General features: G+C 53.3%; 16 protein-coding genes and 1 pseudogene. 12 read left to right on the forward strand and 5 right to left on the reverse strand.

Annotated features, from left to right (window positions below; translation table 11 throughout):
- The first annotated feature begins 25 nt into the window (after positions 1-25).
- The 4 genes from QMO62_RS26185 to QMO62_RS26200 are packed head-to-tail and all read left to right on the forward strand — an operon-like array spanning position 26 to position 3,361.
- Positions 26-382, forward strand: coding sequence for a cupin domain-containing protein (locus tag QMO62_RS26185; RefSeq protein WP_284645448.1), 357 nt, complete (start codon positions 26-28; stop codon positions 380-382).
- 33 nt (positions 383-415) lie between these two features.
- On the forward strand, positions 416-1,639 hold the full coding sequence (locus tag QMO62_RS26190; RefSeq protein WP_284645449.1) for a Tm-1-like ATP-binding domain-containing protein: 1,224 nt from the start codon (positions 416-418) through the stop codon (positions 1,637-1,639).
- A 13-nt stretch (positions 1,640-1,652) separates the two neighbouring features.
- The gene (locus QMO62_RS26195; protein WP_284645450.1) at positions 1,653-2,480 is read left to right on the forward strand and encodes a phosphoenolpyruvate hydrolase family protein; all 828 of its coding nucleotides are present in this window, start codon (positions 1,653-1,655) and stop codon (positions 2,478-2,480) included.
- Positions 2,477-3,361, forward strand: coding sequence for an AraC family transcriptional regulator (locus tag QMO62_RS26200; RefSeq protein ID WP_284645451.1), 885 nt, complete (start codon positions 2,477-2,479; stop codon positions 3,359-3,361). The genes QMO62_RS26195 and QMO62_RS26200 overlap by 4 nt, the downstream gene beginning before the upstream one ends.
- A gap of 18 nt (positions 3,362-3,379) precedes the next feature.
- Here QMO62_RS26200 and QMO62_RS26205 read toward each other — a convergent pair whose 3' ends face one another.
- Positions 3,380-4,522 (reverse strand): Gfo/Idh/MocA family protein, encoded by a 1,143-nt coding sequence (locus tag QMO62_RS26205; protein ID WP_284645452.1) that lies wholly within the window; start codon positions 4,520-4,522, stop codon positions 3,380-3,382.
- Positions 4,523-4,682: 160 nt separating this feature from the next.
- Between QMO62_RS26205 and QMO62_RS26210 the strand changes: the two genes are divergently transcribed.
- Entirely contained in the window at positions 4,683-5,750 is a 1,068-nt protein-coding gene (locus QMO62_RS26210; RefSeq protein ID WP_284645453.1) for a Gfo/Idh/MocA family protein, read from the forward strand.
- Between the two features lie 149 nt (positions 5,751-5,899).
- Positions 5,900-6,883: an SGNH/GDSL hydrolase family protein gene (locus QMO62_RS26215; RefSeq protein WP_284645454.1), complete on the forward strand. Its 984-nt coding sequence runs from the start codon at positions 5,900-5,902 to the stop codon at positions 6,881-6,883.
- Positions 6,884-7,001: 118 nt separating this feature from the next.
- On the opposite strand, the gene QMO62_RS26220 is transcribed toward QMO62_RS26215, so the two are convergent.
- A complete protein-coding gene (locus tag QMO62_RS26220) occupies positions 7,002-7,778 on the reverse strand; it encodes an AraC family transcriptional regulator (protein WP_284645455.1) in 777 nt (258 codons plus the stop codon).
- Between the two features lie 110 nt (positions 7,779-7,888).
- Between QMO62_RS26220 and QMO62_RS26225 the strand changes: the two genes are divergently transcribed.
- Entirely contained in the window at positions 7,889-9,304 is a 1,416-nt protein-coding gene (locus tag QMO62_RS26225; RefSeq protein WP_284645456.1) for a sulfatase family protein, read from the forward strand.
- A gap of 116 nt (positions 9,305-9,420) precedes the next feature.
- On the opposite strand, the gene QMO62_RS26230 is transcribed toward QMO62_RS26225, so the two are convergent.
- On the reverse strand, positions 9,421-10,782 hold the full coding sequence (locus tag QMO62_RS26230) for a sulfatase family protein (protein WP_284645457.1): 1,362 nt from the start codon (positions 10,780-10,782) through the stop codon (positions 9,421-9,423).
- A 136-nt stretch (positions 10,783-10,918) separates the two neighbouring features.
- Here QMO62_RS26230 and QMO62_RS26235 point away from each other — a divergent pair, with 136 nt between their 5' ends.
- Entirely contained in the window at positions 10,919-11,806 is an 888-nt protein-coding gene (locus QMO62_RS26235; RefSeq protein WP_284645458.1) for a helix-turn-helix domain-containing protein, read from the forward strand.
- Between the two features lie 5 nt (positions 11,807-11,811).
- Here QMO62_RS26235 and QMO62_RS26240 read toward each other — a convergent pair whose 3' ends face one another.
- Positions 11,812-12,702 carry a LysR family transcriptional regulator gene (locus tag QMO62_RS26240; RefSeq protein ID WP_284645459.1) on the reverse strand — a complete coding sequence of 297 codons (891 nt, stop codon included), beginning with the start codon at positions 12,700-12,702 and terminating at the stop codon, positions 11,812-11,814.
- A 109-nt stretch (positions 12,703-12,811) separates the two neighbouring features.
- Between QMO62_RS26240 and aroA the strand changes: the two genes are divergently transcribed.
- Complete coding sequence (gene aroA / locus QMO62_RS26245) at positions 12,812-14,158, forward strand: 3-phosphoshikimate 1-carboxyvinyltransferase (RefSeq protein WP_284645460.1); 1,347 nt, start codon at positions 12,812-12,814, stop codon at positions 14,156-14,158.
- Between the two features lie 21 nt (positions 14,159-14,179).
- Positions 14,180-15,235, forward strand: coding sequence for a chorismate synthase (gene aroC / locus QMO62_RS26250; RefSeq protein ID WP_284645461.1), 1,056 nt, complete (start codon positions 14,180-14,182; stop codon positions 15,233-15,235).
- On the opposite strand, the pseudogene QMO62_RS26255 reads toward aroC, so the two are convergent.
- Positions 15,232-15,486 (reverse strand): annotated as a pseudogene (locus tag QMO62_RS26255) (GNAT family N-acetyltransferase); the annotation flags it as partial. The gene aroC and the pseudogene QMO62_RS26255 overlap by 4 nt on opposite strands.
- A gap of 89 nt (positions 15,487-15,575) precedes the next feature.
- On the opposite strand from QMO62_RS26255, the gene QMO62_RS26260 reads away from it, so the two are divergent.
- Positions 15,576-16,541 (forward strand): hypothetical protein, encoded by a 966-nt coding sequence (locus QMO62_RS26260; protein WP_284645462.1) that lies wholly within the window; start codon positions 15,576-15,578, stop codon positions 16,539-16,541.
- On the forward strand, positions 16,541-19,417 hold the full coding sequence (gene uvrA, locus QMO62_RS26265) for an excinuclease ABC subunit UvrA (RefSeq protein WP_284645463.1): 2,877 nt from the start codon (positions 16,541-16,543) through the stop codon (positions 19,415-19,417). The genes QMO62_RS26260 and uvrA overlap by 1 nt, the downstream gene beginning before the upstream one ends.
- Positions 19,418-19,474: the final 57 nt, after the last annotated feature.

Here is a 19,474-nt window from a genome sequence, read left to right on the forward strand (position 1 = left end):
GTGAAAGAAAAAAGGAGGATCTACGATGGCGACAATAACCGATTTACGGAAGCAACAGCATGTATTGGATATGGAGTGGGGAAAGATTCAATGGCTGTGCGGACAGGAAATCGATCCCGACTGTGAGATGACCTTCGGTATGGTTTACATCAATGCGGGGGATACGAACCCGAGGCATATTCATCCGAACTGCGAGGAGTACATCTTCGTGCTTTCCGGGGAGTGCAATCATACGTTGGGAGACGAAACGTTCCATCTGGAGCCGGGGATGATGCTGCGGATCCCGCGCGGCGTACCGCACAACGCCACGGTGACCAGCTGGGAGCCCTGCCGCATGATGATTATGTATTCGGCTCCGGATCGCCAAACGATCGGTGAATAGACTGCTCTTATTCTATGTAAAGGATGATTACCTATGGCTAAGAAAGCGGTATTGATCGGAGCCTTGGACACCAAGGGCGCTGAATTCGCATTTGTCAAAGACATCCTTATGCAATCCGGCGTAGAGACGCTGGTGATCAACACGGGAATTCTGGAAGAACCGGCCTTTCCCCCTGATATTTCATGCGCTGAGGTTGCGGCTGAGGGTGGAGCTTCCCTTGACGAGCTGCGGCAAACGAAGGACCGAGGCAAGGCGGTTGCGGCAATGACGGCGGGCGCTGCGCAGATCGTCAAACGGTTGGTAGCGGAGGAGCAGGTCGGAGCACTGTTCGGCATGGGGGGCACCGCCGGCACTACAGTAAGCGCTTCCGCAATGCAGGCGGCGCCCGTCGGTATTCCAAAGCTGCTTGTGTCGACGATTGCCTCCGGCAATACAAGACCGTACGTGGGCGAGAAGGATATCATGATGATGTACTCGGTCATCGACATCGCGGGCCTCAACACCTTGTCGATGAGGATACTGAGCAACGCGGCTTATGCGCTGGTCGGGATGATCCGAGGCGTTCAAGGGGAAAAGGCGACGGCCATGCAGAAAGCGAAGCCGATGCTCGGCATGACGATGTTCGGGGTCACCACCCCCTGCTGTACGAAGGTAAGGGAGGCGCTTGAGGCGAAGGGCTTCGAAATTCTCGTGTTCCACGCAACAGGCACTGGCGGTATGGCCATGGAGGAATTGATCCGAGCCGGCTTTATTCAAGGCGTACTCGACATCACAACGACCGAGCTTGCTGACGATTTGGTCGGGGGCATCTTCAGCGCCGGGCCGGACCGGCTCCTGGCAGCAGCCGAGAGGGGCATCCCTCAGGTTGTGTCCGTCGGAGCGCTTGATATGGTTAACTTCGGGCCGCCGGAAACGGTACCGGCTCAGTTCCAGGGACGGACGTTCTACCAGCACAATCCGACGACCACACTGATGCGGACAACGGTAGAGGAGAACCGGGAGCTGGGGAGACGATTGGCCCGGAAACTGAACCGTAATGCCGGTCGTACCATCGTCTTATTTCCGCACGGCGGCGTTTCTCTGCTCGATATGAGCGGCAAGGCGTTCGACGGGATCGAGGAACGTAAGGCGCTTTTTGAAGGGTTAAGGTCGGAGCTCGATCCGGCGATTCCGTTAATTGAAACACAGGACGATCTAAACCATCCGGCGGTAGCCGATACGATCGCCTCGCAATTTTTAACTTTATACGATAAATAAGTGGGTGATGAGAATGCCAATTTCCAGAACGGAAGCGATTGCACGATTACGCGAGCAGATCAATCGGAACAAGCCGATCATCGGCGGGGGAGCCGGAACCGGCTTGTCTGCGAAATGCGCCGAAGCGGGCGGCATCGATCTGATTATTATTTACAATTCGGGACGGTACCGGATGGCCGGTCGCGGCTCCCTCGCCGGACTGATGCCCTACGGCGATGCGAATCAGATCGTCGTCGAAATGGGCAGCGAGGTACTAACCATCGTGGAGGATACACCGGTGCTTGCCGGGGTATGCGGCACCGATCCGTTCCGGCGGATGGACGTATTCCTGCCGGAGCTGAAGCGAATGGGCTTCTCCGGCGTTCAGAACTTCCCCACAGTGGGATTGTGCGATGGCGTGTTCCGCCAAAATCTGGAGGAAACCGGCATGGGCTACGACCTTGAGGTGGACATGATCCGCAAGGCGCATGAGCTCGATATGCTGACCTCCCCGTACGTGTTCAACGAGGAGGATGCACGCAAAATGGCTGAGGCCGGCGCGGACATTCTCGTCGCCCATGTCGGGCTTACCACGAAAGGCAGCATCGGCGCGCATACGGCACTGACGCTGGATGAAGCGGCCGAGCTAGTGCAGCGCATCCATGACGCGGGGAAGGCGGTCAACCCGGACATCATCGTCCTCTGCCATGGCGGACCGATCTCAGAGCCGGAGGATGCCGCCTATGTGCTGCAGCGGACCCGCGGGGTCGCAGGATTCTTCGGTGCGTCCAGCATCGAGCGGCTGCCGACAGAGGTTGCGATCAGCGGCCAAGTGCGGTCCTTCAAATCGATTTCAATATGAATGAAATCCGGATTCGGGGAACAGGGTATCCGCTTGTGCGGAACATTGGATTTACGCTTACCCAGGAAGGTTGGACACATCCCGACCGTCTGCTTGATTATCACGTGTTCATCTATGTCATCCATGGGCAGATGCAGGTCGTTGAGGACGGGACGGAATATATTTTGCGGGAAGGCGACGCATTGTTCCTGAAACGGGGCATTCATCATTGGGGCGGTGCCGGGACGCTGCCGGGAACCTCGACATTCTGGATTCATTTCTACGACTCCCATCCGAGTTCGGAGGACCAAATGGAAGCGGGGACAGGGGACCTGGAGAACTGGCTCATGTCACCTTCCTATACGGTATTTATGCCTGAGCATTACGATTTCACTCTGGAGCTCCCGAAACGGATTCAGGTCCGGAACGTACCCTACATGTATCGAAAAATAAAAGAGCTGTATGACGCGTACAGCTCTTCCCGCTACTACAATCATCTTCACATCAGTATGGGCGCGATGGATATTTTTCTCGATATGCTTCGCGCTTCGCGTGAGACGCCGACGGGCAGTAAGTCGGACCTCCTCATTCGGCGACTGATCAAGCATCTGGAGGAGCATTGTACGGAGGAACTCGAAACCGACCGGATCGCCGGCCAGTTTCAGCTGAATTACCGTTATATAAGCACGATGTTCAAGACTCGCGTAGGCACGAGCATCTTCAAGTACCATGAACGTTTACGGATTCACCACGCGGCGGAGCTGCTCAAGAACACCTTGCTCAACATCTCGGAGGTCAGCGATCAAGTCGGTTTCAAGAGTCCTTATTATTTTAGCAGAGTATTTAAGAAGGTAATGGGCGAAGCGCCGTCCGAATACATTCGGAACATTTACCGCAATTAGTCGGTTGAGTCGTGGCCGTCATTCGAAGGACGGGATTATCACTTCTTTCCCGCCGTTCATGGCGGATTCATGCGCGCAAATGCCGGCGGCCGTCCAATTGGCTGCAGTAACGGCGTCTATTGAAGGCTTGCGCTCCTCTACGATGCTGCGAATAAATTCGTGCACCAGATGCGGGTGCGAGCCGTGGTGGCCGTTGCCCTGCAGCACCGATTGATGCGGGTTGTTCGGGTCCACTTCCGCCTGATGCGTGATGTAGTAGGCAAGCTCCGGAGGCAGCAGGTCGGGCCTGGACGGAGGAGAGATTCGCTCGGTGCTGATCGGTCTCGGTTTACCGGGCTCCTTCAAGCCCATTCGGAACAGCACCTGGGGATCATTCTCCATATGCCATTCCATGGAGGCTTTCTCGCCGTAGATATTGAAGCTTTCCATATAGCTTCTTGCCGTCTCGAACAACGTGCGGGTGACCTCAGCGCTCAATCTGTCCCGATCAAGCTGAAAGATTGCTGTTTCGACCGGGAAGGGGTTTCCATATTGCTGCACGTGCGAGTCCTTCATCACACCGGATCCGAAGCAGTGCACCTTCGTCGCCCGGGCATCCGCAATAGCGAGCAGCGGAGAGACGGCATGAGTGGCGTAATGCATCGGCGGGAGACCTTTCCAATACTCGGGCCAATTCTCCATGTCCTGGTAATGGGCACCGCGTAGAAACTGAATGCGTCCGAACTCCCCGGTCGCATGCATCTGTTTGGCCAGAAGGAATTGGTACGTGTAGACGGCCGTCTCCATCATCATATAGTTTCGGTTATTGCGCTTCTGCGCCTCGACGATTTGCTTCAGTTCCTCAATTGTGGTAGCCATCGGCACGGTGCAAGCGCAATGCTTGCCGGAGTTAAGCACATCCAGTGTTTGCTGCGCATGTGCATGAATCGGCGTGACGAGGTGAACCGCGTCATACTCGTCGGAACGGAGAATATCCGCAAGATCGGTGTATCTTCGTTCGAATCCGAATTTCTCGCCGTATTGATCCAGCTTCTCGCGGTCCGAATCGCAGATCGCTACGTACTCAACGTCCGGATGAGCGTGATAGATGGGAGCGAACGCTCCGCCGAACCGTAAGCCGACAACGGCGACACGCAATTTTCGAGGTAATGGGGTGGACATATTTTTCATCTCCTTCGTGAATAAAGTTCTCGTTTCTATTATCATGGAATAAGTGAAGTATGTGAATGAAGAAAACCTCAGAAAAGCTGTACGATGTTCAGATAACTACCGCTCCGCTTTTGCGGGGAACCCAATCTATAACGAGATCGGAGTGTCTGTAATGACGCGAAAGCTGAAATTTATCCATGTCGGTACCGGAGGCTTCGGAACCAACTGGTGCAAGAACGTGCTGCCCTATGCTGTAAATGAGTTGCAGGCTGCGGAGCTTGTTGCTGCTGTAGATATCAATCCGGAGGCTCATACCAATGTCATTGAAGCCTTAAACTTTGATCCCAAGCAGTGTTATACGGACCTACGGCAGGCGCTGCAGGAGAATCCGTGCGATTTCATCAATATTGTAGTGCCTCCATTTGCTCATGAGTACGCGGTCGACTTGGCACTCGAATTTAACTGCCATATCTTGATGGAGAAGCCCATTGCCGAAGATATGGAGTCGAGCTGCAGAGTTTATCACAAGGTGAAGCAGTCCGGGAAGAAGATGGCGATCAGCATGAGTCACCGTTACGACCAGGACAAAAAATCGCTGGAGGCTTTAATCAAATCCGGAGATTACGGCAAGCTGCATTACTTGATCGGGCGGTTTACCGCGAATAACCGGAATGCGGTGAACAATCTGAAGGAATACGCGCATCAAAACTTTTTAATTTCCTCGGTGATTCATCACTTTGATATTATTCGGACACTTTCCGGAGCCAATGCCAAAACCGTCTATACCCAGTCATGGAACCCCCATTGGGCGCCGTTCAAGGAGCATGCGACAGCGCTGATTCAAATGGAAATGGAGAATGGGGTACGCGCCTTTTTTGAAGGCTCCAAGACGAATGCCACCGCTCTGAACAACTGGACTCGCGATTACTTCCGGGCGGAATGCGAGCTGGCGACGCTTGAGCTGAACCACCGGGAAATTACACTGCGCAGCGATCTCGATCCGGCACAGAAAATCAACCGGCCCGTTCCGCTGTTAGAGGGAGATAGCTGGAGCCACCGGCTTATCATTAAAGAATTTATGGAATGGGTCAAGGGCGGACCGGAGCCGGCTAACAGCATTGACGACAACATTCAAAGCACAGGATTGCAATTTGCCGCTATTCAAAGCGGCTTGACAAAGCAAATTGTGGATGTTCAGGCATTTCTGGCGGAGCATCTGCACCGGACGGCCGTCCGATAGAACGGCAGACAGGCTTGGGGCGAAACCCAAGCCTGTTTACTGCAATAAGTATGCTACAATATGGAGGATGTTTCCAAAGTGAATCGGATTCCGAACGAAATGGTAGATGACATTATTTGGAACCATTAAATAGGAGGGGAAAATAGCAAATGACCGAAGATTTGCAACGGCTCAAATCACTTTTTACCGGCTGCTTGAGTGTGGCGGAAACGGAGGAAGGTGTTGCCCCGGTTCGGTTTACGGAACGGCAGCTAGGCGTATATGCACAGAAAGAAGCGCAGAGTCTCCGGAGCCGTTGTCTGGCAGGATGCCGGCTGGAGATGCGGACCGATAGCGAATATATTCGCTTCGATTACGTCAGGAAAGGAGGTGCCCGGAAATATTTATATTTCGATATTTGGGTAGACGGCAGATGGGTGGCGGAAATCGGAGAAGACAACCCGGAGCAGCCGGAAGGCTCGTTTAGCTATGAGATAAGCGGGAATAGGGGCGGGATGAAGCAAATTTGCATCGATCTGCCGCATAATGCGGAAATTGTATTCCATTCGTTCCAATTGTCGCCGGACGCCCAGTGCGAGCCTATCGGTCAAGCGCATGGCGGCTTGTTATGTCTCGGAGACTCTATCACACAAGGAATGGACGCCAAACATCCGTCCAGCACGTATCCGGCACTTCTGGCGCGAGCGCTAGATATGCCGCTGCTCAATCAAGGTGTTGGAGGGTACATATTCAACGCGGACAGTTTGGACGAGAATTTGCCTTTTAAGCCACAAATTGTGACCGTTGCTTACGGGACGAATGATTGGGTCCGCCATGAAACGATGGCTTCATTTCGTGACCAATGTTCCGCATACATCGATGCCGTCAGCCGGCACTATTCCTATGCTCGCATATTCGTCATGACACCTATATGGCGCAGCATCAGAAATGAAAGAAAGCCGCTCGGTACTTTCGATGAGCTCGTCCAAACGATAAAGGAGATTTGTGCCGATCACCCTTCCATCCATGTAATCGACGGGGAAAGCCTTGTCGCTCATTGCGGGAGACTATTCGCCGACGGAACTCATCCTACCGATGAGGGATTCGCTCATATGGCATTGAATTTATACAAGCAAATACTTCATAAGTTGTAGTCCTAAGGGCCGTCCTGTAGGCAGTCGTTTGTTCCTATCTTTACGGTAATTCAACAGGCCGGTTAGCAAATAGGGCTGTTCCTCATAAGAGAGGGACCGCCCTGTTTTACAGCTGGGACTACAGCCTTCTGTCGCGTGCCGCATAAGCGGTCGGTGACATGCCTGTATACTTGCGAAACATTTTGTGAAAATAGGAGGTATCGTAATAACCTAAGTGATGAGCGATGAAAGTGACGGTCAACGTTGTATTCTGAAGCATCTCCATGGCGGAGGCGATACGCAATCGGTGCTGGTATTCTAACGGCGTCTGGCCTACCGCTTCCTTGAACAGCGTTAAAGTATAGTTTGGAGACCGGCCGATAAGCTCTGCCAGCTCTTGCATGACAAGAGGCTTGCGGTAATTCTGGGAAATATGATGCTCCAGCTTGTCCACGTGATCTGCACGGCGCTTCGGCAATGGAGGAGCTTCAAGCTCACGGCACGCGTTACCAAGCATTTCAAGAAGAATACCCGTCTGGATTGTGTTGTAATATTCCCTACGCTCCATGGACTGTCGGTGCAGAGAAATGAAACGCTCTCGATAATAATCGAACATGCGGACCCGCATAAATTGCGGCTCCGTTTTTTTGATTAACGGCAGGCTGAGCTCGGGTGAGCAAGTGAAAGTGACGGCATACTTTTGATGAAGAACCTCCTTGTCGTTGAAAGCTTCCCGCTGTGTGCCGGACGGAATGAAAATCAGATCGCCCTTCGACGCCTGCCTGGTTACATCGTTCAGCCGATAGAGCAGCTTCCCGTCCGTTACGAGCACGAGAACATGATATTGTACATGCTGCAAACGATTGTGCCAATGCGGTATGAAATCGTCTAAATATACATTTAGGTTATATATCATATGGACAGGAACCCCCTGTCGAAGTGAATGTGGTTCTATACATGTAATCGTAACTTTATACATGGAGTTTGTAAAGCGTTTCCGTCTATACTGGACATGAGGTGAAGACAATGAATGCCAACAAAAGGCCGAATATACTGTTCATCATGTCCGATGATCATGCTTCCCATGCGATGAGCTGTTATGGAAGCCGCATTAACGAAACGCCGAATATCGATCGTATTGCAAATGAAGGAATGCGCTTTGACAACTGCTTTTGCACCAACTCCATATGTTCCCCGAGTCGCGCGGCGATTCTCACCGGAAAGTACAATCACTTGAATGGTGTGAAATCGATCAACGACGACTTCGACGGCAAACAGATGACCTATCCGAAGCTGCTGCAGGCGGAGGGATATCAGACCGCCATTGTCGGCAAGTGGCATCTCGGTCACGGCGGTGATGCCGACCCGACGGGCTTCGATTACTGGACGGTCGTACCGGGACAGGGCCAATATCATGATCCTGTCTTTATTGAAATGGGGGAACGAAAGCAATACCCTGGGTATGTAACGGATCTGACAGCGGATTTCTGCATCGATTGGCTGGATCAGCGCGACAAGGATCGTCCGTTTATGCTGATGTGCCATCATAAAGCGCCGCATCGGCCATGGGAGCCGGCGGCCAAGTATGCGAACCTGTATGAGGATATCGAAATTCCGGAACCGGAGACGTTCTACGACGATTATTCCAATCGCTCACAAGCAGCCGTTGAGGCAAAAATGCGAATAGATCGCGATATGGTGGACGAGGTGGACCTCAAAGGATTGCCGCCTGAAGGGCTGACGCCACTTGAGGAGAAAAAGTGGAGATATCAGCGGTATATTAAGGACTACTTGCGATGCGTCGCTTCGATCGATGAGAATGTCGGACGGCTGCTTGATTATTTGGACACGGAAGGCTTGACGGAGGATACCATCGTTGTTTATACATCGGATCAAGGCTTCTTCTTAGGGGACCATGGCTGGTATGACAAACGGTTTATGTACGAGGAGTCTTTGCGTATGCCTTTCGTAATTCGTTACCCGCGCGCGATTAAGCCGGGCTCGGTAACGGAGGCAATGACGCTCAATATCGACTTCCCGTCGACATTCCTTGATTATGCGGGGGTTGCGATTCCGAAGGAAATGCAGGGACATAGCCTGCGTCCGATCTTTGAGGGAAATAAGCCGGATGATTGGCGAACCTCGATGTATTACCGTTATTGGATGCATCTGGACGAGCACCACAATGTATATTCCCATTACGGCATCAGAACAAACCGTTATAAGCTGATCTATTATTATGCAGAGGCTTTGGGAACGTCAGGGTCCATTGAAGAGAAGCGCCCGCCGGAGTGGGAACTATTCGACTTGAATAAGGATCCGCACGAAATGAATAATGTATATTCAGATCCTGCTTATGCTGAGTTAATACCTGCGCTTAAAGCGGAAATGCATACACTTCAGCGGGCAGTTTTAGACGAGCCGGTTGAAGAGATCGAATAAAATCAATTGTCGGCAAAAGCAGGAAAAGCCCCGAAGCGGGGCTTTTTCTTCGTTTAGGATGGCATCGTGTGGGGCTATGCTGGGTTCCTTACCCATTCGACCCGGCCCCATCCCTTCTATAATTTTACGCGAATTTCCTCGATCGATACCCTGCGTTGGCCTCCCGGTCTAGATTCTGCCGATGCGATAACCGGCTCGGGTTCACCGATCTCAACCAAACGGGAAATCAATCTTCGCTTCAAATCGTCAGCCACGCTTCGGTACGATTCAAGCCCAATCAGATTGACGAGCTCATATGGATCCGACTCGAGATCGTACAACAAATCCTCGACATAATGCTCAGAAGCGGAATCGCTCCAGCCATGAAGCTGCGGCGCAGTGACGCTATACTTCCAGCGATCGGTTCGAATCGCTCGACCCACCTGAGATTCGCTGATTTGTATCAGAACCTCCTCAGGCCATTCCCCGGATTGTCTTCTGACAAGCGGCATAATGGAACGTCCCTGCATATCGGAAGGAACGGGAATTCCGGCTGCATCCAGCAGCGTCGGAGGGAGGTCCACCAAGCTGACCAGCTGCCGCAGCTGTCCGCCCTGCATAAAGCCTGGACCGTAGATCGCCGTAGGGGTCCGAATGGAGCTGTCATGGGCGCTGCGTTTATACTCGCCGTTGCGGGTTTTGAAATGGCAGCCATGATCGGACGTGAAGAGGATGATCGTTTTTCTCGTCAGGTCCAGACTCTTCAGTGCATCCATCAGGCGTCCCAGCGCTTCGTCCAACCGCTTGACCATCCCATAATAACCACCCAGGTGCTGAGGCGCCGTACCGACTAACGCCTTCAGATCAGGCGGTGTCCACCGGTCCGTATACATTCCCTCGTACCCGTCGGGTGCCGGGTAATTGTCCCGATGATTCTGGTGGTGCGGTTCAATATAGGACAAGAACAGGAAGAAAGGATCCTGCTGGTGCCGATCGATATACCGAATGGCCGCATCCGTCTGCGCATCCACACGATAGCCCGGCAGCTTCACCTCTTGGCAGTCGTTATCGTAAAGCACGGTATTGTATGCATCGGAGGAGAATTCAAGGACGTTGGCCGCCAGCCAATACTCGTAGCCGCCGCGATCCTCCACGGGAACAGGCTCATGCTCCGAAAGATGCCACTTACCGATATAGCCCGTTTCATAACCCGCATCTTTAAAATAGTGGGCTAAAGTACGCTTCTCATGAGAAAGCGGAATGTTGTTTCGGTAACAGCCCGTTGTTGTAGCATACATTCCCGTTTGGAGACAGGAGCGCGCAGGTCCGCACACCGGCTGACATGTGAAGGAGTTGTACAAATGCGTTCCTTCCTGTGCCATTCGGTCAAAATTCGGTGTCAACCCCAGCGGGTTGCCGTGCACTCCCGTCGTATCCCAGCGCTGCTGATCGGTGAAAAATACTATCACATTTGGACGTTCGTTCTCTTTGATCGCCATCCGCTACCACTCCTTAAGGATCATATCGTAATCCGAAGATATATAATAAATTATAATGATCATAGGCAATTTGATTAGAGGATAAACGACGGTATAATATAAGAAAACGAAGATTGTGCGATTCGGGGGAACAACCGTGGACCATCAGCTGTATCGCAGGGCAACCGGCGAGTACGACGTAACCTTTTATTTTGTATTTGATTGGCACAGAGAGGCAGACTGGAATTTTACCGATTACCGGATACCCGTTACAACGTTCTGGTATATCCTTGAAGGGAGCCGGCTCCTCATAGCTTCCGGCGAGCAGCACGAGCTGAAGCCCGGTATGCTGGTAGCCTTGCCGACGAACACGAGCATTTCTACAACATATGGAAGACAGGATAAGGCACCGATACATTATTTGTCCATGGGGATTCAAGCGATCGCGGGAGGCCTCGATTGGACGGAGCGATACGGCATTCCCATTGCCATGCAGGCGTTTCCCCGGCATGAGCCACGGGAGCTAACCCGCATCTGGCATAAGCTGAAGGAGGAGGCCCCCATGTTCCGGCAAATCCTCTCTGAGGGGGCGGAAACCTTCGTCTCCGCTGCACACGCCGGCTTTGCACTGGCCTGGGAGAGCAAGCTCAAAATGTGGCTTTCCCTGATGACGCAAGCCATGCTTCCCTATATGACCACGCCGAACCCCGTCATCGACCGAAGAGTCAGCGACATCTGTACGTATATCCGAAGAAATTATGCCCGCAAGCTGCAGGCGGATGAACTGGCGAGGCAGGCGGCTCTAAGTGAAGGACATATGCGCGCGGTGTTTCGGCAGGTCATGGGCATGTCACCGCATCAATATATCCTTCAGACCCGCATCGAGAAGGCCAAGGAGCTTCTAGCCGCAAGCGGACTTTCCTTAGCCTCCATTGCCGAGCTGACGGGCTTCGAGGATCTTAGTCACTTCGTCCAAATGTTCCGTAAGCGCGAAGGTGTGACCCCAGCAGCGTATCGTAAAAGGTTAGGAGCTTGGGAAGGGTAGCTTGCTCAGCTTGCAGCCTCGGGGAACAGCATACTAGCGAACCGCTCCGCTGCTAGAGATAGCTGAACGTTACGGCGTACCGCGAAGCCGATGCAGCGGGGTGGAAAGGCTTCCTCCAGCTGAAGTACGAAGAGTGCTTTGCTGCGAAGCTCTTCTTCGACGAAGGAGCGGGTGATGAAAGCGGCGCCATACCCGCGCATTGCGAATTCTACCAATAAATCGATGCTCCCGAGTTCGAAATCCGGTTTGACCGCCAAGCCTCTTGATCCGAACCATTGCTCAACGAAGCTCCTCGTACTGCTCCCTGAAGAGAGAAGAAGCAGTGGGAGCCCCACCAGCTCTTCCGATGGTATTGGACGCCCCGCAAGTTCCTTATAAGCCTCCCCAACTACGAAGCATTCCTCCAGCTGTGCTAATGGTCGTATCTCCAATAAGGAATCCTCCAAAGGCAGATGAACTAAAGCACAATCGATCTTACCTTCCCGTAAACGCTGGGCAAGTTCCGGCGACTTTCCGTGAGATAACCGGATACGAACCCCCGGATGCATGCGGTGAAATAAATCTAGCTTCGGCAGCAGAAGATGCTTGATCAGGGATTCGCTTGCTCCAATCCGAAGCTCACCTTCCGTCAGCTGCTTAAGCTCCTGCACATGCTTCTGGGCGGCATCGAGCAGGGAGAAGGATTGCTCTACGTAAACCAGGAGCGACCGCCCCTCCTGCGTCAGCTCAACCCCCTTGGATAGTCTATGAAACAGCTTCACCCCGAGCGCTTCTTCCATCTGCTTTAACGCATAGCTCACGGAGGGCTGGGTAATGTGCAGCTCCTGGGCTGCCTTCGTTAAATTTCCATGCCGGGCCGTTTGTAAAAAAATGCGATACCACTCCAGATTCATCATATGTTATAGAACCTCTCTATGGGTTTATTCGAAAATTGCGATTTCACTTATTTCATTGCTCTTATTATAATCGGGTTAAGTTAACCGATCAATGGAGAGGTGATAGCAAATGGAACAGCACAACCCGGATCTGGAATCGCGGTCCCCGTGGTCCATGAATCATGAGAAACCGATGATAACCATCCATCCTCCCAAGGCTGCGGTAGCAGGCACAATAACTTTATCCGGCAGCAAAAGCCTGACCAATCGGGCTCTGATTATAGCGGCGCTTGCCGAGGGCACCTCCCGGCTTGAAGGGATCTTACGAAGCGACGATTCCTATTGGTGCTTGGATTGTTTAACCAAGCTTGGCGTGAACGTATCCATGGAAGGAGAGACGGCCTACGTAACAGGCTGCGGCGGCGCTTGGCCGGTTCGCTCCGGCGAGCTCTACGTAGGCGCGGCAGGCACGGTAGCGCGCTTCCTGCCTGGGGCGTTAGCCGCCTCCGATCACGGAAGCTGGACCGTCACAGGCAGCAAACGGATGGGCGAGAGGCCGCTGGCGCCGCTGCTGAGCGCGCTGTCGGATCTGGGTGCAAGCATTCGAAGCGGAGAAGCGGACCGAAGTGTGCCGTTCACCTTGGAGGCACGGGGGCTTCGAGGAGGAGAGGCTGCGCTGCCGGGCGCGACCTCCAGTCAGTTTATCAGCGGTTTGCTGATAGCCGCACCATATGCGGCAAGCCCGCTGACGATTCGCATCAATGGCGAGGTAGTTCAGCGCGATTATGTGGACATGACATTATCTATGATGCGGTTGTTCGGTATTTACCCCAAGGTAATCGATAACGGTCAAGCTATAAGTGTCCCGGTAGGCAAATACCAGGCGCAGTCCATTCGTTTAGAGCCGGATGTGTCCGCGTGCTGCTACTTCTGGGCATTAGCCGCAGTAACGGAAGGCCGTATTCGAATCGAAGGCATATGTGCCGCAGCAACAAGCCAGCCGGATATCGAAATACTGAAGGTGCTGGAGCGGATGGGCTGCTCCGTCGTGCGAGGCGTTGATTTCGTAGAGGTTGCGGGAACAAGGCAATTGAAGGGCGGATTCACCGTTAGCATGAAAGCCTGGTCCGACCAGACGCTTACCGTCGCTGCTATGGCCGTATTTGCGGACGCGCCTATAACTATGATCGACGCGGCCCATATCCGGCACCATGAATGCGACCGCATTTCCGCTATTTGTGCCGAGCTTCGGAAGCTTGGCATTCGGGTCGACGAGCGGCAGGATGGATTGACGGTGTACCCCGGCCAGCCGATTGCGGCGGTGCTGGAAACCCATGACGATCACCGGATGGCCATGGCCCTATCGCTCATCGGTGCTAGAATCGAGGGAATCCGCCTTATGGACCCGGGCTGTGTCTCAAAGACCTGTCCGGATTATTTTGACCGATTGTCCGCTTTGGGGATGGGAATACAATAAAAATGCAAAGGAGGAAGCCTTATGGCAGGCAATACGTTCGGGGAGCTGTTTCAAATCACGACCTTCGGGGAATCCCATGGCGAGGCAGTTGGAGTTATTGTGGACGGAGTCACCCCAGGCGTCGATCTCTGTGAATCGGACATACAGATCCAGATGGATAGGAGAAAGCCGGGACAATCCTCGGTGACCTCTCCGCGCAAGGAATATGACCGTGTTCACATACTGTCGGGAGTGTTCGAGGGCAAGACCACGGGTACACCGCTTATGGTCATGCTGTATAACCAAGATATGAGACCGGAAGCTTACAGCGAGATTCAACACGCCTTTCGTCCGGGGCATGCGGATTATACGTATCTGCAAAAATACGGCATTCGCGATCACCGGGGAAGCGGGAGGGCCTCCGGAAGGGAGACCGCCGGACGGGTTGCGGGCGGAGCTATTGCCCGTAAGCTGCTTGCCCGAAGGGGGGTGCAGGTGCTGGCATATACCCAAGAGCTAGGCGGGATTGCATGCCAATCCTTTGATGAGCAGGCGATCGAACGGAATGCTGTCCGTGCTTGTGACCCCGAGGCAGCGGTAAGGATGATCGAGAGGGTGGAGCAGCTGGCTGAGGCGGGCGACAGCTGCGGAGGCATTGTGGAATGCCGTATCCGAGGTGTGGCTCCGGGACTGGGCGAACCCGTATTCGATAAGCTGGATGCAGAGCTGGCTAAGGCGATGTTGTCTATAGGCGCGGTAAAAGGCATTGAGTTCGGTGCCGGCTTCTCCGCCGCCAGGATGCTCGGAAGCGAGCACAACGACGGGATGTGCGCGGAAGGCTTCATGAGCAATCACGCTGGAGGCATTCTAGGCGGGATCAGCACAGGGCAGGAGATCGTGTTCCGGATCGCTGTGAAGCCGACTTCGTCGATCTCCGTTCCGCAAAGGACGATCAACGTTCATGGGGATGAGCAGGAGATTCGTACGATAGGCAGACACGATCCGTGTATTTGCCCGCGCATTGTACCTGTTGTCGAGGCGATGGCCTGTCTTGTGCTGGAGGATCAGTATAAACGGCAGGCAGCGATACTAGGTTAAGGCTTGACCCTCCCCATAACAATGGTGCTGTAGTAATGGCCGTCGGAGAGCAGCTTGTCGTATTTCAGTACTCCTTCGACTTCAATGCCTAGAGACGTGTACAGTTCGATGGCCTTACGGTTCGTTTCCAGAACCTGTAAGGTCATTTTTTTCAACCCTGTCTCTTCAGCCCAAGCTATCGATTGCTGTAAAAGCTGCTTTCCTATGCCATATCCCCAATAATTCCGCAATATGTTCACAAGGAGTTCTATGTATGTTACATTAAAAATAATGGATAAATATACCACATTCAATGATAGATTCATCCGATTTATGGCATCTAAGCCTATGGAGGGATGTTATGGAAAGCGGTTTCACTCAAGAGCATACGACAGCACGCTTTCGTCAAGCGCTGCAAGCGTTCGTTAAGAAGGTAGAGCAAGACGATCAAGTGATAGCTGCGATTCTTCTAGGCAGCTTATCTTATGATCAGGTTTGGGAGAAATCGGACATTGACCTGAAGCTCATCGTCCATGACCAGAAGCTGGGTGTCGGCTACAAGTGCTTCGTTGAAGATGAGGTTCCGATGAATACCGGCATCATGACGCGCAATGAGTTCAAACGCTGGGTAGAGCGTGCAATAGCGGGGTCATTTCACCATTCCATGCTGGTGCGCAGCACATTATTGTTCACGAAGGATGCTTCGATTGCAGACTACTTTGAGCGAATTCGGTACGTAGGGAGCCGGGACCGGCAGCTGCAGCTGCTTCGATTGGGAAGCCATACCCTCAGTATGCTGGCGAAGGCGGAGAAGTGGCTCTATGTCAAACGGGATGTCTCTTACAGCGCGTTCTGGATTATAAAGATGGTCGATATCTTGTCGCAAATCGAGGTGTTACTGCACGCCGATGTACCGATGCGGGAGGCGGTTCATCAGGCGCTGGCTTATCATCCTGAATTTTTCCAGGCCATCTATACAGAGATGATCCGCGGGGAGATAAGCGAAGCGAAGGTAGAGTCGGCCTTGCAAAAAATCAATGACTATCTGAATGACAAGGCGGAGCAGCTGTTTGAGCCGATTGTAACGTACCTCAAGGAAGAGATGGACCTCCGTACGGTTACGGAGATCGTGGACAAGTTCCGGGTCGTCATTGAGATCGATGCAGGTTCAGTGACGACGGCTTGCGATTGGCTGGCGGAACGCGGCCTCTTGATGAAGGCGGAGGCGGAGACGAAGGCTACGCCGAAGAGCCGGGTAGCCCTGACGGAGCCGGCCTATGCCTTCGAAAGCGAAGAAGATACGGATTGGGAGCTGATGGGCAGCTAATGAAGCAGTACATTGAAGTACGCGGCGCAAGACAGAACAATTTGCAAAATATTGATGTCAATATTCCTCGAGATAAACTAACGGTTATTACCGGGGTCAGCGGCTCGGGCAAATCTTCACTGGCGTTTGAGGTGATCTACGGAGAGGGACAGCGGAAATTTCTCGAATCTCTCTCCAACTTCTCGAAGAGCCGCATGACGCAGCTGAAGAAGCCGGACGTCGATTTTGTCTTCGGTTTGTCCCCGGTGATTGCAATTGAGCAGAAAAAAGGGATCGTCAATCCCCGCTCGACGGTAGGGACGATGACGGATATTTACGATTTCCTTCGGCTCCTGTTTGCCTCGGCGGGGGAAGCGAGCTGCCCATTCTGCGACCATCCTGTGCCGATCCGTTCGGCTGCCCAAATGATCGATCGAATTCAGCAGCTTCCTGATGGGACCGTGCTGGAGGTACTGGCTCCGATTTTTAAAATATTCGGTGAAACCTATGAAACGACATTTGATGAAATACGGGGGAAAGGCTTTCGAACGGTCAATATCGACGGAGTACGCCACAGTCTCGGCGATCCTGTCGAGCTGGACGAGGAAGCGGACTACCGAATGGAAGTTGTGGTTGATAAGGTGATCGTGGGCCGCGATGTATTCAAGCCTCTCACTAAGACGATTGAGAACAGTCTGAAGCTCATTGGAGAAGGCTACATTCGCTTTGAAATCGTCGGTCATCCGAACGGGGCGGAGGCTACCATCGAGAAATTCTATAACGGCTTCGCTTGTCCGGAGCATCATTTAACGATGGGGGAGCTGCAGCCGAACTATTTTTCCTTTAACGATCCGGACAGCGCGTGCCGTACTTGCGGCGGCATCGGCACGTTCATGCGGGCGGAGGCGCGGTTCCTATTAAAGAACGGGAACAAGTCCATCAACAAAGGCGCGATTGATCCGAAGCTGATCAATACGAGCAATCCCTCCACCTGGATATGGTCGTTGGTACGAAGTATGGCGAAGCATTACGGCATCGATCTCGATGCGCCGTTCCATGAGCTTCCGGAATCGGCGCGTCAACTGCTGTTCTACGGCACGAAGGGAGAGAAATTCCCCTTCCTTCCGGAGGAGGCGGCATCGAAAACACAATCGCGGCACGTCGGAAAGCTGATGAGCTTCGGCGGTTTCGTGGGCATCACCAACCGGTGGTATAAGCTGTATCTGAAGCGCAAGGCTTCATCCCCGAGCGAGGAGGAGTTTTACAAACGCGTGATGGTGGAGCATACGTGTCCCGACTGCGAAGGCAAGAAGCTGAAGCCCCAGCGGTTTCGAGTCAAGGTGGGGGGAGCGGATATTCACGAGCTTTGTGAGCTTTCGCTTCAAGAGCTATACCCGTTCCTGAATCGTGTGGAGCTGATGCCCGCTAAGGCGCATGTCGGTCGGCAGATTATCGCCGAGATCGTTTCCCGGCTTATGCTGCTGCTGGATATCGGGCTCGATTATTTGAGCTTAGGACGACGCTCGGATACGATATCCGGCGGCGAAGCGCAGCGCATCCGGCTTTCGACGCAGATCAGTTCCGGGCTCATGGGTATGTTATATGTATTGGATGAGCCCAGCATCGGGCTCCACGCAAGGGACAGCATCCGGATTATCGATACTCTGAAAAAGCTGCGAGATATCGGGAACACGATCATCGTGGTGGAGCACGATATCGATACGATCTGCAGCGCCGATTATATTATCGAAGTGGGGCCCGGTCCGGGAACCCGCGGCGGGAGAATCATTGCCGAGGGTTCGGCGGAGGAGCTAAGGGCCCATCCCGAATCGGTCACAGGCTCCTTCCTTAAGGGAAGCAGCCGTATTGAGATTCCTCCGGTTCGCCGGTCTTCGAACGGCTCCGTGTTATCTATTCGCGGCGCCCGAGCCAATAATTTGCGCAATGTGGACGTGGACATCCCTCTCGGAGTCCTTGTCTGCATCACCGGGGTTTCCGGCTCCGGCAAAAGCACGCTCATTAACGAGGTCATGAGCAAGCAGCTGTATGCCCATTTTCACGATGCCCGCATTGTTCCTGGGGAGCACGATGCTCTGCTGGGGCATGAGCAATTGACCGGGATCGTGACCATAGACCAGTCGCCGATCGGACGCAGCACCCGCTCGAATCCGGCGACGTATGTCGGCTTCTTCGATAAGATCCGCGAGCTGTTTGCCGCCGCCGCCAGCGAAGAGGGCAAGGGGCTGACGAAGAATGATTTCGGCTTCAATCAAAAGAACGGCGGACGCTGCGAGCACTGCCAAGGCGAGGGCGTAGTAACGACGCAGCTGCAGTTCATGCCCGACATCGAATCCGTCTGTCCGGCATGTAAGGGGGCGAGGTTCAACGAAGAAGTGCTGGAGGTTCGCATCAAGGACCGTCACATCGCTCAGGTGCTGGAGATGAGTATCGAGGAAGCGGTCGAATTTTTTGAGCATCAACCCTATATTCAGCATAAGCTCCGAGTATTGAATGAACTCGGTCTCGGATACTTGCGTCTCGGCCAGTCCTCGACGACGCTTTCGGGCGGAGAAGCCCAGCGTATTAAGCTGGCAACGGAGCTAAGTAAAATGAAGCGGGGCTCCCACAACCTGTACATCCTTGACGAGCCTACGACAGGCTTGCATTTGCACGATATTCAGAAGCTGATTGATTGTATTCAAAAGCTGGTGGAGGCCGGGCATTCGGTTGTGGTGATCGAACATCATCTGGATATGATCAAGGTAGCGGACTACGTGATCGATATGGGACCCGAGGGAGGAAAGAACGGAGGCAGGGTCATCGCCTCCGGCACGCCGGAGGAAGTGGCCCGTTCGAAAGGTTCGTTGACGGGAAAGTTTTTGCGAGAGCTTCTCTAATGGATAGATTTCTTTGACCAATGGCATCTGGTAAGTAAGGGGGAAGGAGGGCAGCGA

The organism is Paenibacillus silviterrae (assembly GCF_030167925.1).
Taxonomy (GTDB): Bacteria; Bacillota; Bacilli; order Paenibacillales; family NBRC-103111; genus Paenibacillus_G; species Paenibacillus_G silviterrae.

Bases quoted from the DNA above. Each gene is read 5' to 3' on its own strand.
- QMO62_RS26240 (WP_284645459.1), bottom strand. From the start codon at position 12,702: ATGATGAATCTGGAGTGGTATCGCATTTTTTTACAAACGGCCCGGCAT.
- QMO62_RS26210 (WP_284645453.1), top strand. From the start codon at position 4,683: ATGACGCGAAAGCTGAAATTTATCCATGTCGGTACCGGAGGCTTCGGA.
- QMO62_RS26185 (WP_284645448.1), top strand. From the start codon at position 26: ATGGCGACAATAACCGATTTACGGAAGCAACAGCATGTATTGGATATG.
- aroA (WP_284645460.1), top strand. From the start codon at position 12,812: ATGGAACAGCACAACCCGGATCTGGAATCGCGGTCCCCGTGGTCCATG.
- QMO62_RS26220 (WP_284645455.1), bottom strand. From the start codon at position 7,778: ATGATATATAACCTAAATGTATATTTAGACGATTTCATACCGCATTGG.
- QMO62_RS26215 (WP_284645454.1), top strand. From the start codon at position 5,900: ATGACCGAAGATTTGCAACGGCTCAAATCACTTTTTACCGGCTGCTTG.
- QMO62_RS26225 (WP_284645456.1), top strand. From the start codon at position 7,889: ATGAATGCCAACAAAAGGCCGAATATACTGTTCATCATGTCCGATGAT.
- QMO62_RS26260 (WP_284645462.1), top strand. From the start codon at position 15,576: ATGGAAAGCGGTTTCACTCAAGAGCATACGACAGCACGCTTTCGTCAA.
- uvrA (WP_284645463.1), top strand. From the start codon at position 16,541: ATGAAGCAGTACATTGAAGTACGCGGCGCAAGACAGAACAATTTGCAA.
- QMO62_RS26195 (WP_284645450.1), top strand. From the start codon at position 1,653: ATGCCAATTTCCAGAACGGAAGCGATTGCACGATTACGCGAGCAGATC.
- QMO62_RS26190 (WP_284645449.1), top strand. From the start codon at position 416: ATGGCTAAGAAAGCGGTATTGATCGGAGCCTTGGACACCAAGGGCGCT.
- QMO62_RS26200 (WP_284645451.1), top strand. From the start codon at position 2,477: ATGAATGAAATCCGGATTCGGGGAACAGGGTATCCGCTTGTGCGGAAC.
- QMO62_RS26205 (WP_284645452.1), bottom strand. From the start codon at position 4,522: ATGTCCACCCCATTACCTCGAAAATTGCGTGTCGCCGTTGTCGGCTTA.
- QMO62_RS26230 (WP_284645457.1), bottom strand. From the start codon at position 10,782: ATGGCGATCAAAGAGAACGAACGTCCAAATGTGATAGTATTTTTCACC.
- aroC (WP_284645461.1), top strand. From the start codon at position 14,180: ATGGCAGGCAATACGTTCGGGGAGCTGTTTCAAATCACGACCTTCGGG.